Origin of the sequence: Flavobacterium sp. UBA4197, assembly GCF_002379575.1 — a bacterium.
GTDB lineage: Bacteria > Bacteroidota > Bacteroidia > Flavobacteriales > Flavobacteriaceae > Flavobacterium > Flavobacterium inviolabile.
In genome coordinates, this window is the sequence record NZ_DFUB01000009.1 from 54,892 (window position 1) to 71,579 (window position 16,688).

General features: G+C 39.7%; 13 protein-coding genes and 2 tRNA genes. 10 read left to right on the top strand and 5 right to left on the bottom strand.

The window, feature by feature from the left end; translation table 11 throughout:
- Positions 1 to 28: 28 nt before the first annotated feature.
- Together B3394_RS05010 and B3394_RS05015 are read right to left on the bottom strand one after the other, a co-directional pair.
- Positions 29 to 101 (bottom strand) — tRNA-Phe (locus B3394_RS05010).
- Positions 102 to 227: 126 nt separating this feature from the next.
- Positions 228 to 2,531: a GH92 family glycosyl hydrolase gene (locus B3394_RS05015; RefSeq protein ID WP_286913723.1), complete on the bottom strand. Its 2,304-nt coding sequence runs from the start codon at positions 2,529 to 2,531 to the stop codon at positions 228 to 230.
- Positions 2,532 to 2,698: 167 nt separating this feature from the next.
- Between B3394_RS05015 and B3394_RS05020 the strand changes: the two genes are divergently transcribed.
- Both B3394_RS05020 and B3394_RS05025 read left to right on the top strand, forming a co-directional pair.
- Positions 2,699 to 2,893: a hypothetical protein gene (locus B3394_RS05020; RefSeq protein WP_286913728.1), complete on the top strand. Its 195-nt coding sequence runs from the start codon at positions 2,699 to 2,701 to the stop codon at positions 2,891 to 2,893.
- Between the two features lie 12 nt (positions 2,894 to 2,905).
- Positions 2,906 to 3,766, top strand: a complete 861-nt coding sequence (locus B3394_RS05025; RefSeq protein ID WP_286913735.1) for an AraC family transcriptional regulator — start codon at positions 2,906 to 2,908, stop codon at positions 3,764 to 3,766.
- 96 nt (positions 3,767 to 3,862) lie between these two features.
- Here B3394_RS05025 and B3394_RS05030 read toward each other — a convergent pair.
- Positions 3,863 to 3,935, bottom strand: a tRNA-Phe gene (locus B3394_RS05030).
- Between the two features lie 99 nt (positions 3,936 to 4,034).
- Between B3394_RS05030 and B3394_RS05035 the strand changes: the two genes are divergently transcribed.
- From B3394_RS05035 to B3394_RS05060, 6 genes are all read left to right on the top strand, one after another.
- Positions 4,035 to 4,766: a type III pantothenate kinase gene (locus tag B3394_RS05035; protein WP_286913737.1), complete on the top strand. Its 732-nt coding sequence runs from the start codon at positions 4,035 to 4,037 to the stop codon at positions 4,764 to 4,766.
- Positions 4,763 to 6,034 carry an outer membrane protein transport protein gene (locus tag B3394_RS05040; protein WP_177730098.1) on the top strand — a complete coding sequence of 424 codons (1,272 nt, stop codon included), beginning with the start codon at positions 4,763 to 4,765 and terminating at the stop codon, positions 6,032 to 6,034. The genes B3394_RS05035 and B3394_RS05040 overlap by 4 nt, the downstream gene beginning before the upstream one ends.
- A 22-nt stretch (positions 6,035 to 6,056) precedes the next feature.
- The gene (lptC, locus tag B3394_RS05045) at positions 6,057 to 6,611 is read left to right on the top strand and encodes an LPS export ABC transporter periplasmic protein LptC (RefSeq protein WP_177730097.1); all 555 of its coding nucleotides are present in this window, start codon (positions 6,057 to 6,059) and stop codon (positions 6,609 to 6,611) included.
- Between the two features lie 3 nt (positions 6,612 to 6,614).
- The gene (locus tag B3394_RS05050) at positions 6,615 to 6,791 is read left to right on the top strand and encodes a hypothetical protein (protein ID WP_177730096.1); all 177 of its coding nucleotides are present in this window, start codon (positions 6,615 to 6,617) and stop codon (positions 6,789 to 6,791) included.
- 20 nt (positions 6,792 to 6,811) lie between these two features.
- Positions 6,812 to 8,068, top strand: coding sequence for a hemolysin family protein (locus B3394_RS05055; RefSeq protein ID WP_286913745.1), 1,257 nt, complete (start codon positions 6,812 to 6,814; stop codon positions 8,066 to 8,068).
- A 112-nt stretch (positions 8,069 to 8,180) separates the two neighbouring features.
- Positions 8,181 to 10,280, top strand: a complete 2,100-nt coding sequence (locus tag B3394_RS05060; RefSeq protein WP_177730094.1) for a peptidylprolyl isomerase — start codon at positions 8,181 to 8,183, stop codon at positions 10,278 to 10,280.
- Between the two features lie 60 nt (positions 10,281 to 10,340).
- Here B3394_RS05060 and B3394_RS05065 read toward each other — a convergent pair whose 3' ends face one another.
- Positions 10,341 to 11,258, bottom strand: a complete 918-nt coding sequence (locus B3394_RS05065) for a GYDIA family GHMP kinase (RefSeq protein ID WP_286913747.1) — start codon at positions 11,256 to 11,258, stop codon at positions 10,341 to 10,343.
- Positions 11,259 to 11,263: 5 nt separating this feature from the next.
- Positions 11,264 to 12,580: a hydroxymethylglutaryl-CoA reductase, degradative gene (locus tag B3394_RS05070; RefSeq protein ID WP_177730092.1), complete on the bottom strand. Its 1,317-nt coding sequence runs from the start codon at positions 12,578 to 12,580 to the stop codon at positions 11,264 to 11,266.
- Positions 12,581 to 12,789: 209 nt separating this feature from the next.
- Between B3394_RS05070 and B3394_RS05075 the strand changes: the two genes are divergently transcribed.
- Positions 12,790 to 14,961: a S9 family peptidase gene (locus tag B3394_RS05075; protein ID WP_286913752.1), complete on the top strand. Its 2,172-nt coding sequence runs from the start codon at positions 12,790 to 12,792 to the stop codon at positions 14,959 to 14,961.
- A gap of 35 nt (positions 14,962 to 14,996) precedes the next feature.
- Positions 14,997 to 16,673: a peptide MFS transporter gene (locus B3394_RS05080; protein WP_286913756.1), complete on the top strand. Its 1,677-nt coding sequence runs from the start codon at positions 14,997 to 14,999 to the stop codon at positions 16,671 to 16,673.
- Positions 16,674 to 16,688 lie beyond the last annotated feature (15 nt).

Below are 16,688 nucleotides of genomic sequence, written 5' to 3' on the forward strand. Positions count from 1 at the left end.
AATCAACTTGTCAAAGCGTTTTTTTAAGTGGTGCCTCCAGGAATCGAACCAGGGACACATGGATTTTCAGTCCATTGCTCTACCAACTGAGCTAAGGCACCGTCCTTATTGCGGGTGCAAATATAGAATTGTTTTTTTGTTTTCCAATGCTTTTTTATGAAAAAATGTAATAAAAAACGTAACTGCTTAGTGGGTAATGTTTTAGTTTTTTGGAATTATGATGTCACTTATCGCTTTGGTTTGCTGCTTAGGTAAAAAGTGATTTCACTATTGTTATAAACTTCACTGTGCAGTAAATAATTCCGGTCAATTTCGTTACCGTTTAAAGTTACTTTCTGTACATATACATTTTCCGGAGCCTGGTTAACGGTCTTTATTTTTAAGGTTTTTCCGTTTTCAAGCTGTAAGGTTGCTGCTTTAACCATCGGACTGCCTATCGCGTACTGGTCGGAGCCGGGCAGTACCGGGTAAAATCCGAGCGCGCTAAAAATATACCAGGCACTCATCTGGCCGGCATCGTCGTTGCCGCACAAACCGTCAATAGAATTGGAATACATGGTATTCATAATCATACGAACGCGTTCCTGGGTTTTCCACGGTTTGTTTGTCCAGTTGTACAGGTACGGAATGTGGTGTCCGGGCTCGTTTCCGTGTACATAACTGCCAATGATGCCGTCGCGGGTAATGTCTTCATTTTTTTCGATATACTTATCGGCAAGCTTGATTGTAAAGATCTGGTCCAGATGGTTGGAGAATTTGTTTTTCCCGCCCATCATTTCGATCATGTCGTCAATTTTATGCGGAACATACAAGCCGTAATTCAAGGCGTTGCCTTCAATGAAACCCTGTCCGTGAGTGTCTAACGGATCGAAATTTTCCCGCCATTTTCCGTCACTTAATTTCGGACGCATATAGCCAATGAAAGGATCGTAAACATTCTTGTAGTTTTCGGAACGTTTGGTAAATGTTTCATAGTCTTTGGTTGCATTTGCTTTTTTGGCAATTTGCGCGATACACCAGTCGTCATAAGCGAATTCCAGTGTTTTGGAAACGGAATTGCCGCTTTTGTTTTCCGGAACATAACCAAGCTGCATATAGCTGTCCAGGCCGTCGAAATACGGAACGGTCACGGTATTTTTTCCGGCGGTCAGGGCGCGGTTAAGGTCGATGTCGGTAGTGTTTTTGGCAATGGCATCGGCAATAACGGCAATGGAGTGGTAGCCGATCATGCACCAGTTTTCGTTGGCATAATGGCTCCATACCGGAAGCATTTTGTGAACGCTTTGGTCGTGATGAGCCAGCATGGACTTGATCATGTCGTTGTTGCGTTTCGGCTGGATGATGTTGAATAACGGGTGTAAAGCCCTGTAGGTATCCCATAAGGAAAATACGGTGTAATTGGTAAATCCTTCCGATTGGTGGATGTTTTGATCCAGTCCGCGGTAGTTTCCGTCTGCGTCTTCATATAGGATAGGTCCCAGCATGGTGTGGTACAGTGCAGTGTAGAACGTTTCTTTCTCTGCGGGAGTAGTGGTTTCAACGGTAACTTTGGCCAACTCTTTATTCCATTTTTGCTGGCTTTCCTGTTTTGTTTTTTCAAAGTTCCAGCCCGGAATTTCCGTTTTCAGGTTTAATAAAGCTCCGGCGGTGCTCACAGAGGACAGTGCGAATTTTACACCGATTTTTTCGTTGTCATCCGTTTTGAAATTAAAGTAAGCGCGGATATTTTTCCCGGCCATTTCAGGGAAATTTTCTTCTTCATTAAAGCGTCCGTAAAAACCTTTATACGGGGTCTTGTCATATTTCTTGTGACCGTAGGAAGCAAAGGGTTTGGAGAACTGCATGGCAAAATACACTGTGCGTGTTCTTCCCCAGCCATTGGTCTGGCGGTAGCCGGTCACGGTGGAATCGTTTTCTACGCGAACAAAGACCCAGGTGTTTTTGTCGTCATAGTTATAGATGTTGTACATCAGGTCCAGCAGGATGTGTGCCGAATCGGATTTTGGAAAGGTGTATTGGTGATATCCTACGCGGTCGCTGGCGGTTAATTCTGCTTTAATGTTGTAGCTGTCCAGCTGTACTTTGTAGTAGGCCGGTTTGGCTACTTCGGTAGTGTGGGAAAATGTCGAAAAATAACCGCTGCCGGGTTCGTTGGCTTTGCCGGGATTTAACTGTAGTTTTCCGGTTGTGGGCATGATCAGGAAATCGCCCAGATCGGCATGTCCGGTTCCGCTGAAATGAGTATGGCTGAATCCGAAGATTGTGGTGTCGTCATATTGGTAGCCGGCACAATATTTATAAGTGTCGGGATTGTATTTGCCATCTGCAAACATGTTTACATTGTTGGTTTCCGGACTTAGCTGTACCATACCGAATGGGGTTGTAGCACCCGGAAAAGTGTGTCCCATTTTGTGTGTTCCGATCATTGGATTTACAAAGTCGATCATTTGATGAGCGGTTTGGTTAGGATTGTTTTGTCCGAAACAAATAGTTGTTACGGTTAGTAGTAAGCCTGCTATTTTTGAGTTCATGTTTTGGGAATCAGATTGGATATCAAAGATAAAGATTTCAGTGCTATTGTAATAGCGGGATGTGGTGTTAAATGTTTATGAAAAAAAGGATTGTAATTTAGCAAGATAGGACAGGTGTAAAAGACCGCTGCGTTATACTTTTGAAGAAACAAATAAGCCTATTGAATATGGTAAAAACAGAATTGTTTGTCCGGTTTTCGCACTTTATTATGACATTCAGCATTGTCTTTAATGTGTGGTATGTTTCAGGGAATAACGCCGGTAAGGTTTTAGGAGCCGGATGGCTTGTCAATATACTGATTGTGATGGTTTTTATTGCCGGGGTATATGCGGCAGAAATAATAAAGCTTTTAGGGTTATAATATAAAGAAAGTATGGAACAGCGAATAGCAACGATAGCAGAATATAAAAAACAGATTAATGTAATTGTGGAATACATCAATAACCATCTGGATGAACCGGTTGACCTGGTAAAACTGGCGGCAATAAGTCACTTTTCGCCGTATCATTTTCACCGCATAACCCGCGCTTTTATCGGAGAGCCCATCGGGAGTTATATTGTCCGGGTACGGCTGGAAACTGCGGCAAAACTAATACGGTATACAGATTTTTCCATTTCGGAAATTGCTTATAAAGTGGGCTATGAAGTGCCTACTTCGCTTTCCAAAGCATTCCGGCAGCAATATGGTATTTCACCATTGGATTACAGAACTAATAAAGAATATAAGATTATGAAAACAGCAGAAAAAAATGTACCGTTAAATATTACCGGTTTTAAAGTAATGGATATTGCGGCCAAACAGCTCATTTATATCAATCTCTCCGGTCAATACGGAAGTCTGGATTTTGCAGGATCCTGGCAGCGTTTGTGGCAGTTTGTAAAAGAGCATAAACTATTTTCGGCCGGAATGGAGCATCTGGCTATTTATTATGATGATCCTAAAGTAACAAAAAGTGAGAAGCTGCGTACGGATATTTGTCTTGCCGTTAAAAAGGAAGCGAAGCCGCAGGGCGATATCGGGGTGAAAGAAATTAAAGGCGGGAAATTTGCAGTGTTTCTTTATAAAGGGCCTTACCATAATCTGGATGCGGTTTACGACAGGATTTACGGTACGCTTTTACCGGAGAAGAATCTTCAGTTAAGGGATTATCATTCCTTTGAGAAGTATTGTAATAATCCGGACAAAACGGAACCGGAAAAACTAAAAACGGAAATTTATATACCTGTTGAATAATACAGGAGGCTGCCGGATTGGGCAGTGGTGGATTTACCGCAAAATAAAACCCCTGAATGATAAATCCAGGGGTTTATTTGTTTTGCGATTTTCTAGTGGTGCCTCCAGGAATCGAACCAGGGACACATGGATTTTCAGTCCATTGCTCTACCAACTGAGCTAAGGCACCTTCCTTATTGCGGGTGCAAATATAGGGGCATTTTTTATTTATCCAAAACAATTTGATAAAAAAATCTATTTGTATCTTTGAAATCTAATTAAAGAAAGAATGCTTTTAGCTATAGATGTTGGAAATACAAGAATAAAAGCGGCTGTATTTGAGGGGGATACCTTTGTTCTGGATGCGGTTTTTGATAAAAAAGAAGCGGTTGAAAAACTGGAAAATATTTTCCGGCAGTACCCGGTAATTACAAAGGCAACGCTGTCCAGGGTCGGTTTTTTGGATGAAACGGTTCTGGAATGGCTTGAAAAGAGAGTAGAGCTGTATAAAATAACGTCCGATAGCAGCATGCCTTTTGAAAACCGCTATGGAACGCCTAAAACCTTGGGTGTAGACAGAATGGTGCTGGCTGCCGGAGCGGTTTTTAAATACCCGAAACAAAACCGGCTGATTATTGATTCCGGAACCTGTATTACCTATGATTTTGTTGATGCAGACGATAATTATCTGGGCGGAGCCATTTCGCCGGGATTTCGCCTCCGCTATGAAGCCCTGCATAATTATACGGCAAAACTGCCGTTATTAACTCTGGAAAGTCCTGAGGGTTTTATTGGTGACTCCACAAAACAGGCGATACATTCGGGTGTGGTGAATGGGGTTTTACAGGAAATCGACGGATTTATAGAACGCTATCGTGAACAATATCAAGTTTTAACAGTAATTTTAACAGGTGGTGATACGGATTTTTTGGCGAAAAGAGTAAAAAACACCATATTTGCCAATCCAAATTTTCTATTGGAAAGTTTGAACCATTTATATCAATATACAATCAACAAATGATTAAAAAGATAATTCTAGGCATTAGTTTGCTTTTTTCTTCTGTGATTTTTGCGCAGGAAGGTACCGCTTCACCTTATTCGTTTTACGGTATTGGCGATGTTAAATACAGAGGAACGCATGAAAACAAGGCAATGGGAGGTTTGGGGATATTACCGGATAGTATTCACCTTAATCTGCAAAACCCGGCATCACTTGCCTCTTTAAAGCTAACCGCCTTTACAGTGGGAGCCACTACTAAGAATACGACTTTTAAGAACGAGACCCAGAAAGAGACAGCCAGCAGAACAACTTTTGATTATCTGGCTTTAGGATTTCCGATCAGCCCGAAAATGGGAGTGTCTTTTGGTTTGATGCCGTATTCCTCTGTAGGATATAAAGTGGATCAGAAAACAACAACCTCATTATCTACCGGAGAAACAGCAAATATTGATAAGCGATTCACAGGTGAAGGAGGCGTTAACAATGTGTTTTTAGGATTAGGATATAAAATTACTTCAAAATTGAGCATCGGAGCTGATTTTCAATATAACTTCGGAAGAGTGGAAACAAAATCGGTTGGATTTGTTGAAGATGTTCACTTAGGAAAAAGAGAAATCAATACGTCGCGATACAGCGGTGTTGCTTTTAATACCGGATTGATCTATCAGACAAAATTAAATAAGAAATATGACTGGATCAGCAGTTTAACGTATTCACCTAAAAGCACGCTGAAATCGGATAACACCGGATCGGTAGCAACCATTACCTATTCGGCTAACGGATCGGAACTGGTTTCGGATACTAAAGATTATGATCCTACAAGAACCGATTTCGAACTACCGGCTAAATATGCTTTGGGAACCGGTATCGGAGTTACTAAAAAATGGTTTGTGGGAGCAGAAATTACCATGCAGGATAAAAGTAAATTCTTAAACCGTTTTGACGAAATCACGAATGTGGAATTCGAAAAATCACAGCGATATGTTATCGGAGGGTACTTCACGCCTAAATTTAACTCTTTTACAAGCTATTTTGACAGAGTTACCTACAGAGCCGGTTTCCGATATGAAAATACAGGATTGGTAATCAACAATCAGTCCATTAAAGATTACGGGATCAATGCTGGTTTCGGATTCCCGATCGGAAAAAGTTTGTCAAACCTGAATATTGGTTTTGAATACGGAAGCAAAGGAACGACAAGCAGTAACCTTATCAAGGAAAACTATTTCAGCGTTTATATCGGTCTTTCCGTAAACGATTTGTGGTTTAAGAGAACAAAATACGAATAGTATATAACCTGATTGTAAGACGATGAAGGTCAAGTCTAAAAAATATCTTTTACATGTAGTCACAGTTCTTGCTGTGACTCTGTTTTTTTCATGCGAAAGCAATTTCAAAGAGGTACAGCGAATTAATGCCGTTCCGTTTTCTCCCATTGGTGAAGCGGAAAACGTTAATTTGAAATATACCGATTCCGGAAAGATAAAAGCGATATTGGTAAGTCCGAAGCTGCTGGATTTCTCAAATTTAAAATATCCTTATACCGAATTTCCAAAAGGAGTGTTTGTAACGCTTTTTGATGAAAAAGCACAAAAAAGCTATGTGGAGTCGGATTATGCCATTACCTATGCCAAAACAGATATTATTGATTTGCAGGGGCATGTGAAAATTACATCCAGCGACGGTAAAGTACTGCAGACGGAACAATTGTATTACGATCAGAAAAATGAATGGTTTTTTACCGAGAAATACTTTAAATTTACAGATGCCAATAGTTATCTGGAAGGAAAAGGAATCGATTTTAGTAAAGATTTTTCGGTTATGAATGCCCAACAGAATAGAGGAGAAATATCAAAATTGGAATAAATTATGGGAGTTTTAAAATATGTTCATTATCTGTATATCGTTGTTGCAGTATTGTTTATTTATGAAGGTGTAACGCAATTACAGGCAGGAGAAAATTATATCATCAGTTTTCTTTTTGCGGCAGCGGCACTTTTTATGTTCTTCTTCAGACGCCATTTCTCCGATAAAATGAAAAGGTAGTACCCCAAAAAAACAAGTATATGGAAATTGCGATAATCATAAGCTGTTTAATACTTTCCGCCTTCTTTTCTGGAATGGAAATCGCTTATATCGCTTCCAATAAAGTCTATCTGAGCATTGAGAAAAAACAAAATACCTTTTTCTCGAAAATACTGTCCAGACTAACCGAAAAACCGTCCCGATTCATCGCCTCGATGCTGTTGGGCAAGAGTGTTGTTTTTTCTATTTACGGTTATTTTTCCAGTGCACTTGTGGTTCAGCTGCTGCGGGAGCAGGGCGTGGCATTCACTCCTTTTGTAATGCTCATAATGCAGGTGGTGATTGCAACACTGCTGATTTTGCTTACTTCCAGTTTTTTGCCCAAAGTGATCTTTCAGATTTACCCGAATACCTTAATAAAAGTACTGGCACTGCCGGCCTATGGATTTTACCTGCTTTTTTCCGGGATTTCAAAAATTATTGTCGGCATAGCCGATAAAGTAATCGTTTGTATTTTTAAACTGGAAAGCGATAAAGAACAGCTGTCTTTTAATAAAGGCGAACTGGGAACCTATATCAGCGAGCAGATGAATGCGGCCGAAAACCAGGAGGAAATAGATACCGAAATACAGATATTTCAGAATGCTCTGGAATTTTCCGATTTAAAAGTTCGTGATATTATGACGCCCAGAACGGAGATTTCGGCAGTGGAAATTGAAGACCCGGTTAGCGAATTAAGAGAACTGTTTATCGAAACCGGATATTCCAAGATCGTGGTCTATAACGATACCCTGGACAATGTGGTAGGATATGTGCACTCTTTTGAACTTTTTAAAAAACCGGTGGATATTAAAACCGTCATGATCCCTATAGAATATGTGCCGGAAACGGTTTTAATAAAGGAAGTTCTGGATATACTGACCAAGAAACGGAAAAGTATGGCGGTAGTAATGGACGAATATGGCGGCACGTCGGGTATCGTTACCGTGGAAGATATCATAGAAGAGCTTTTTGGTGAAATCGAAGACGAGCACGATCTGGAAGAATTGATCGAAGAAAAAAGAAAAGATAATTCCTATTTATTTTCGGCCCGGTTAAACGTAGAATACGTTAATCAGAAATACAGTCTGAAAATTCCGGAGAGCGATTCCTATGTTACCCTGGGAGGCTTTATCGTGCATGCTACAAAGGAAATCCCGCAGGAAGGACAGGAATTGAACCTGCACAATTTTAAAATACTGATTCGGGAAGCATCCAATAAAAAAATTGAACTAATTGAGGTTCGCATCCGGGAATAAAGAAATATCCCAATAAAAAAGTAAAAATAATTGAAAATATAGCGACACATCTTTTATTATTAAATAGATAATTGTATTTTCGCCCACTGAATAAAAAAAATAATCATATAAGATGGCAGTTTTATCAAAAATTAGACAACGTTCGATTCTTTTAATTGGGGTTATCGGATTTTGTTTGTTAGCATTCGTAGTTGGTGACGTTATCAACAGCGGAGGGTTTAGACAAAGTTCACGTAACGTGGGGAGTGTTAATGGAGTAGATATCTCAGCTCAGGAATTTTTGCAGAAAGTAGCAATGGCCGAAAAAAACGGTCAGGGAATTACGAATACGCAAGCTTCAAACGGAGTTTGGGATCAGGAAGTTAAGCAAATCCTTCTAGGTGCTGAATTTGAAAAATTAGGATTGAAAATCGGAAAAGACCAAATGGTTAATGTTATCAAACAAAACCCGAATTTCGCACAGGATCCAAGATTCTTAAATGCTGCCGGTCAATTTGATAATAATAAATTCAACGAATTCGTAGCGAGCATCCGTTCGTCTCAGCCGGATCAGTGGAAAAACTGGTTGGATTATGAGAAACAATTGGAGCAGATGGCAACCGAGCAAATGTACTATACTATGATCAAAGCTGGTCTTGTAGTTACTAAAAATGACGGTAAAGAAGCTTACGGAAGAGAAAATAACAAAGTTAACTTTGATTATGTAGCCGTTCCTTATACAACAATCAATGACGATCAGGTGAAAGTTTCTGATACTGAAATCATGGATTATGTTAAGAAAAACAGCAAAAAATATAAATCAGACTTTTCTCGTGAAGTAGAGTATGTTTTCTTTGAAAACAAACCTTCAAAAGAAGATGAGGCTGAAATGAAAACAACAATTACCGGATTATTATCAGGTAAAGTGGTTTACAATGAAAAAACAGGTACTAACGATACTTTACCTGGATTCAAAGGTGCTAAAAACGTAGAAGAGTTTGTAAATGCAAATTCGGATGTAAAATTCGATTCTTCTTATGTAGCTAAAAAAGACCTTCCTTTAGAAAACCAGGAGCAATTATTCAACCTTCCGGTTGGAGAAGTTTTCGGACCATACATTCATGACGGTTACTACTGTCTTTCTAAAATGATGGGAAGAAAAGGAAATGCTACTGCAAAAGCAAGCCACATTTTAGTAGGATTTGCCGGTAAAATGCCAGGTATTACAAGAACTAAAGAAGAAGCAAAAGCAAAAGCAGAAGACTTGTTAAAACAAGCTTTGGCTAATCCTGCAAACTTTGCAATGTTGGCGATGACCAATACAGATGATCCGGGTTCTAAACAAACAGGTGGTGAGTATGACAACATCAGACCGGGACAAATGGTAAAAACATTCAACGATTTCGTTTTCAACAACCCGGTTGGAAAAATCGGATTGGTTGAAACAGAATACGGATACCACGTTATCAAAATTACCGATAAATATGATGCGGTTCGTTTAGCGACAATTGCACAAAAAATCGAGCCGTCTGAGGCAACTGCTGATGCGATTTACGTAAAAGCTACAAAATTAGAAGCAGAAGCTGCTGATAAAGATTTTGACAAAGTAGCTAAAGAAATGGGATTAGCGGTAGTACCGGCTATGAACGTTAAAGCTACAGACGAAAGCTTACCGGGAATTCAAAATCAAAGACAAATCGTACTTTGGGCTTTCAATAAAGATACTAAAGAAGGAGCGGTTAAGAAATTTGACAACTTGGAAGGACACATCATTGCGAAATTGAAAACTAAAAACGAAACAGGTTTCATTGGTTTAGAAGAAGCAAAACAAGTGGTAGCGCCAATCTTAAGAAACCAGAAAAAAGCAGAATTGATCAAAGCTAAAATGACAGGTTCTACTTTAGAAGCAGTAGCTCAGAAATCGGGCGCAACTGTTGGACTGGCTACTAATGTAACACTTGATAACCCAAGTATTCCAAATATCGGTCAGGAGCCAAAAGTTGTTGGTACGGCATTTGGATTAGGAAACGGTAAAACGTCAAAATTAATCGAAGGACAAATGGCTGTTTTCATGATCAGAACAAAAGATGTAGTAAAAGCTCCGGCTTTACCAAACTACTCTTCTTATATCACTAAGATCAAGACACAAACACAGGGAGCTTCTACTTACAGAGTTACTGCTGCACTTAAAGCTGCTGCAAAAATCGAAGACGAAAGAGCGAATCTGCAATAGTCAAATAAGCATATACAAAAAAGGCATCCGATCGGATGCCTTTTTTTATGGTTTGTTTTTTTATAAAATCATTTCAGAATAAGGAATGATAACCGGAAAACCTTTGTCTTTAAAATACTCTTCCGGATTGTTTTTGGAAACCGCCAACACAAAATCGCCGCCCCAGGCGCCAAGACTTTTAAGGATACCTTTAAAATCATAGAAGAAACGTTCTTTTACCGTTTCCATTTCTAAAATATCACTCAGCAGGATCTCGTGTTTTTCAAGCAGCGTTCCAAATTGCTGCAAATCGTTAGTGGCAGCTATAGCCGTTGTAATAGCGTCAATTTTAGGGATCATCGTGTCAATCCGGTGCTGTTTGTTGTAATAGCTCATGATAGCCGATTTACTGCTTTGCTTGTGGTTGAGATACACAAAGTACAGGTTACCGGTAAAGTCCGGATTAAAATCCAGCGCAGTAACGACCGGTGCTTTATCGGAATCCAGCCGGTATAAAATAGGCGTATTGTGCTGTGCGCAGGCAATATCATATCCGCTTCCGCCAAAACTGGCTTCCAGCAGCTTGTAAGCGTCAATGTTGAGCCATTGGGCAATATTGTTAATCAGGGTTGAAGAAGTGCCTAATCCCCACAAACGCGGAAATGTAAGCGTAGTGGTAATGGTATAGCCGTTTGCATCGTTCAGGAAATCCGGATTCAGGATGTTCGCTTCATGCAGTATGTCAATAAGCGTGTTTTTAATACCCGCTTCTGTACCGGCATGCTCTTTCCGGATAATGCTTTCAAATGAAATATCATCTTCAAACCACACGCTCGAATCGTTGTCGTAGCTTTTCCAGGAAATCGTTTGCTTTTTACCGTCTTCAATTTGAAGGTACTGCCCGAATTTTGTAGGCAAAGCAATGGCTGTTGCGCCATCGAGCACCATATATTCTGCGGTGAGCAAAAGCTTTCCGTTACTGTAAAAAGTTTTTTTCAAAGTAATTATGATCTTAGTTGTGCTAAATAATCCACTACGGCAGAATGACTAACCGTATGGTGCTCAAAATGAGCGACTACGTTTTGACGTTCTGCTTCGGTAGCATTAAACTGGTTTAAAATATTCATCAGGTGCATTTTCATGTGCCCCTGTTGGATTCCGGTAGTTGTTAAGGAACGCAAAGCGGCAAAATTTTGTGCCAGTCCGGCAACAGCGACCACCTGCATTAGTTCTTCGGCAGTAGGATTTCCTAATAATTCCAGCGCTACCTTTACTAGCGGATGCAATCCGGTTAAACCGCCAACGGTTCCCAAAGCCAGTGGAATTTCCATCCAGAAGGTAAAAATCCCGTTTTCAACTTTGGCATGCGAAAGGCTGCTGTATTTTCCGTTTCGGGAAGCATACGCATGAACGCCGGCTTCCACCGCACGGAAATCGTTTCCGGTGGCAATTACAACCGCATCAATACCATTCATGATCCCTTTATTGTGGGTAACCGCACGGTAAGGCTCGATTTCGGCGATCTGTACGGCACGGATAAATTTTTCGGCAAACTCTTCCTGCGAAATGTGTTTGTCTTCTTTCAGATCCGAAACCGGACAGGACACTTCGGCACGAACAATGCAGTTCGGTACGTAATTGGACAAGATGCTCATCACAACCTGAAGCTGTTTTTCGGTTTCCGAAAATAAAGCATACGTTAGCGCTTCTTCTTTTAAGGTTTTGGCAAACTGTTCCAGGCAGGAGTTGATAAAATTGGCTCCCATGCTGTCTTTGGTGTTAAAAGTAGCATGCAGCTGGAAATAATGTTCCAGTTCGGCTGTTTTGTCGCGCAGGACGATGTCTAAAATTCCGCCGCCCCGTTTTTGCATGTTTTTGGTAATGCTTTCGGTGTCGGAAAAGAATTTTGGTTTGATATCCTGAAAGAAAGTTTTCAGTTTTTGGGTATCTCCTTTATAGATAAAATGAACCTGGCCTATTTTTTCGGTGTTCAATACCGTAGTTTTAAAACCACCGCGGTTAGACCAGAATTTTGCTGCTTTTGCAGCGGCAGCCACAACAGAGCTCTCTTCGATGGCCATCGGGATCGTTGTGTTTTTCCCGTTAATCAGGAAATTTGGCGCCACGCCCAGCGGAAGATAAAAATTGGAAATGGTATTCTCGATAAATTCATCGTGAAGCTTTTGTAAAGCAGCATCGGAATTCCAATATTGGGTAATGATCTGTTTCGCATGTTCAGGATTGGCAAAATGGGTATTGGCAATCCAGTTTATTTTTTCGTCTTTCGATAACTTCGAAAATCCAGCAATAGCTTTCGTCATTTTTTCTTCTTCTTGAATTCTACTGCAAAGATATGATTTCGATAATGCAATTGAAGATAATTTTCAGAAGGCTTTTTTGAAGGAAATATAATTGTAAAATCTTAAAATATAGCACTCAAAATGGAATTGAAATTTTGCTTTTAACACAATAAGTTATGGCTAATTGATAAATTTTCACTAAAATTGGAAGTTTTTTACCATTTGACAAAATGAAACACTTTAAAAAATCGTTATTTTTGTTGTTACTGACTTCATTATCAGTAGTTGCTCAGCAAAAAATCACCTTAGAAGAGATTTGGGGTGGGGCTTTCAGGACGCAGGGAATGACTGCTTTAGAAGCCATGAAGAATACTAATCAGTATACTGTACTTAATTTTGACCGGAGTACAAAATCATCACAAATAGATTTGTATGATTTTGCGACTTTAAACAAAGTTGCGACATTAATTGATTCTAAAGACTTCAAAGAATTACAGGGAATTGACAGCTATACGTTCAATGCCGACGAAAAGAAAATTTTAATTGCAAACAATTCCGATCAGATTTTTCGTCATTCCTTCGTAGCATATTATTTTATCTACGATACTGCTGCAAAAACACTAACCAAACTTGCCGATTATAAAGTACAGGAGCCTACTTTCTCTCCGGACGGAACTAAAATCGGATATGCTTACGGAAACAACCTGTATGTATATGACCTGGCAACTAAAAAACACACTCAGATCACAAAAGACGGAAAGAAAAATCATATCATCAACGGTATTACGGATTGGGTATATGAAGAAGAATTCTCTTTTGTGCGTGCTTTCGACTGGAATGCCGGAAGTGATAAAATCGGATTTATCCGTTTTGATGAAACAGAGGTTCCGGAATTCTCCATGGATATGTACAACCAGGGATTATACCCAACGCAGGATGTTTTTAAATATCCGAAAGCAGGAGAGAAGAATGCAGTGGTTTCCTTACACATCTACGATGTAAAATCGGGAACAACTAAAAAAGTAAACTTAGATAACTATAACGATTTCTATATTGCCCGTATCAAATGGACCAATGAGGCCAATACGTTAAGTGCCCAGATACTGAACAGACACCAGAACAATCTGGATCTATTGTTTGTTGACGGAAATTCGGCAACGGCAAAAGTGGTGCTGAATGAGAAAGATAAAGCCTATGTGGATGTAACGGACAATTTAACGTTCTTAAAAGACAACAGTTTTATCTGGACAAGCGAAAAAGACGGATTCAACCAGATCTATCACTACGCTAAAACCGGAAAACTGATTAACCAGATAACAAAAGGAAACTGGGAAGTAACCAACTACTACGGATTTAATGAAAAAACCGGAACCATTTTCTACCAGTCTACAGAAAACGGGTCGATTAACAGAGACGTTTACAGTGTTAAACTAACCGGAAAAGACAAAAAGCGTTTAACGGAACTAACCGGAACAAACAGCGCTACTTTCAGCCCGAACTTCGAATACTTCATCAACTCTTTTTCGAGTGCTAAAAATGCACCGAAACACACGCTGCACGAAACAAAAACCGGTAAGCTTGTTAAAACGATCGTATCCAACGAAGCTCTGGAAAGCAAACTGGCGAAATATGATTTGCCAACAAAAGAATTTTTTGTTTTAACAACAGAAAAAGGAAACCAGCTGAATGCCTGGATAATCAAACCAAAAGACTTTGACCCGAATAAAAAATATCCGGTATTCATGTACCAGTATTCTGGACCGGGTTCCCAGCAGGTAAACAACGACTGGAACGGAACGGATGATTATTGGTTTATGATGTTAACCCAGCAAGGCTATATTGTGGCTTGTGTGGACGGACGCGGAACCGGTTTTAAAGGAGCAGAATTTAAAAAATGCACCTACAAAGAACTGGGTAAATTTGAAGTAGAAGATCAGATTGATGCTGCAAAAGTAATTGGAAACTATGCTTATGTAGACAAAACCAGAATCGGTATTTTTGGATGGAGCTACGGTGGATTCATGTCGTCCAACTGTATTTTCCAGGGAAGTGATACTTTCAAAATGGCTATTGCCGTTGCACCGGTTACCAGCTGGAGATATTATGACAGTGTTTATACAGAAAGATATATGCAGACGCCTCAGGAGAATGCCTCAGGATATGACAACAATTCACCTATTAACCATGTGAGCAAACTAAAAGGAAACTTCCTTTTGGTTCACGGAACTGCCGATGATAATGTGCATGTACAAAATACCATGAAAATGGTAGAAGCTTTGGTACAGGCAAACAAACAATTTGACTGGGCAATTTATCCGGATAAAAATCACGGTATCTACGGTGGGAAAACACGTTTGCAGTTGTACACTAAAATGACCAACTTTATCAAAGAAAAGTTATAATATAAAACCAAACCAAAAAACCAAAAACAATACAAATGAGCGAAAAGACAGTAAAACAAGGACATCCAAAAGGACTTTGGGTATTATTCGGAACCGAAATGTGGGAGCGGTTCAACTTCTATGGAATGAGAGCATTGTTAACCTTATTCCTGGTTAACTCGTTAATGATGAAAGAAGAGGAAGCTTCCTTAATTTATGGTGGATTTCTTGGTTTATGCTATCTGACACCAATGTTGGGCGGTTTTATCTCCGACAGATTTTTAGGAAACAGAAACTGTATCATGCTGGGCGGGTCTTTAATGGCTATCGGACAGTTATTGCTTTTTACCAGTGCAACCGTATTCCCGTCTAACTTAGAGTTGGCAAAAACATTGATGTATGCTGCATTAGGTGTTATTATTTTCGGTAACGGATTCTTCAAACCGAATATTTCCAGTATGGTGGGAAGTTTGTATCCAAAAGAAGAAAAAAGCAAATTGGATACGGCTTTTACGATTTTCTACATGGGAATCAACATCGGAGCATTTTTAGGACAATTTATCTGTCCTATTGTTGGTGACGTTAAGGATGCAGGCGGAATGAGAGATATTCATGCGTTTAAATGGGGATTCCTTGCGGCTGCATTAGCAATGACAATTGGTACCGCAGTATTCTTCTTCCTTAAAAACAAATATGTGGTAACGCCGGAAGGAAAACCTTTAGGAGGATTGCCTTCAGGACATAATGCGGCTGACTTTGAAGAAGGAGAAGCGCAAAAAGCAGAATTCTCTTCCCTGTCATTAATCATTGCCGTTATTGCATTTGTTGGATTAGGATTTTTCTTCCATTATGTATTTGGACAAAACGTAATTTACTCGTTAATCTATTCCAGTGGTTTAACATTGGCAGGATTGATTTTATCGGATAAATCATTAACTAAAATTGAAAGAGACAGAATTTTAGTAATCTATATTGTTTCTTTCTTCGTGATCTTCTTCTGGGCTGCTTTCGAACAGGCAGGTTCTTCGTTAACCTTTATTGCCGATAACCAGACCGACAGAAACTTCTTCGGATGGCAGATGCCGCCGTCAATGGTGCAGATCTTCAACGGTTTATTCGTGGTGATGCTTGCAGTACCGTTCAGTATCCTATGGGATAAATTAAGAGCAAAAGGAAACGAGCCGATTTCGCCAATGAAACAGGCTTTCGGATTAATGCTGATCGCAGTGAGTTATTTTATCATTGCTTACAATGTAAAAGATTTAGGAAACAGCGGATTGTTAGCCATCAAATGGTTAATCTTATTATACCTGATCCAGACGTGTGGGGAATTGTGTTTATCACCAATCGGACTATCATTGGTAGGGAAATTATCGCCAAAACGTTTTGCATCATTATTATACGGTGTATTCTTCCTGTCAAATGCTTCAGGATATGCTTTAGCAGGTACATTAGGATCTATTTTACCGGCTACCGGAGACAAATTCAAAAAAGCAGAGGAGCTTGGAATCGACCTTCAGGCAGTGTTGGATAAAACCGTTACACCAACGGCTGAGCAGTTAAAATTATTAGCAGACAATCAAATCAGCGCACAATACCGTGTTTTTGCCGGATTTGAGATCCACAACCTATTCGAATTCTTTATGGTATTTGTGATATTGTGTGGTGCTGCATCTGTTGTTTTATTCTTATTAACTCCGGTTCTTAAGAAAATGATGCACGGAGTAAAATAATTTTAATGCTTAAAT

Excerpts from the sequence above, each read along its gene's own strand:
- B3394_RS05015 (WP_286913723.1), bottom strand. The coding sequence starts at position 2,531 with ATGAACTCAAAAATAGCAGGCTTACTACTAACCGTAACAACTATTTGT.
- B3394_RS05020 (WP_286913728.1), top strand. The coding sequence starts at position 2,699 with ATGGTAAAAACAGAATTGTTTGTCCGGTTTTCGCACTTTATTATGACA.
- B3394_RS05025 (WP_286913735.1), top strand. The coding sequence starts at position 2,906 with ATGGAACAGCGAATAGCAACGATAGCAGAATATAAAAAACAGATTAAT.
- B3394_RS05035 (WP_286913737.1), top strand. The coding sequence starts at position 4,035 with ATGCTTTTAGCTATAGATGTTGGAAATACAAGAATAAAAGCGGCTGTA.
- B3394_RS05040 (WP_177730098.1), top strand. The coding sequence starts at position 4,763 with ATGATTAAAAAGATAATTCTAGGCATTAGTTTGCTTTTTTCTTCTGTG.
- lptC (WP_177730097.1), top strand. The coding sequence starts at position 6,057 with ATGAAGGTCAAGTCTAAAAAATATCTTTTACATGTAGTCACAGTTCTT.
- B3394_RS05050 (WP_177730096.1), top strand. The coding sequence starts at position 6,615 with ATGGGAGTTTTAAAATATGTTCATTATCTGTATATCGTTGTTGCAGTA.
- B3394_RS05055 (WP_286913745.1), top strand. The coding sequence starts at position 6,812 with ATGGAAATTGCGATAATCATAAGCTGTTTAATACTTTCCGCCTTCTTT.
- B3394_RS05060 (WP_177730094.1), top strand. The coding sequence starts at position 8,181 with ATGGCAGTTTTATCAAAAATTAGACAACGTTCGATTCTTTTAATTGGG.
- B3394_RS05070 (WP_177730092.1), bottom strand. The coding sequence starts at position 12,580 with ATGACGAAAGCTATTGCTGGATTTTCGAAGTTATCGAAAGACGAAAAA.
- B3394_RS05075 (WP_286913752.1), top strand. The coding sequence starts at position 12,790 with ATGAAACACTTTAAAAAATCGTTATTTTTGTTGTTACTGACTTCATTA.
- B3394_RS05080 (WP_286913756.1), top strand. The coding sequence starts at position 14,997 with ATGAGCGAAAAGACAGTAAAACAAGGACATCCAAAAGGACTTTGGGTA.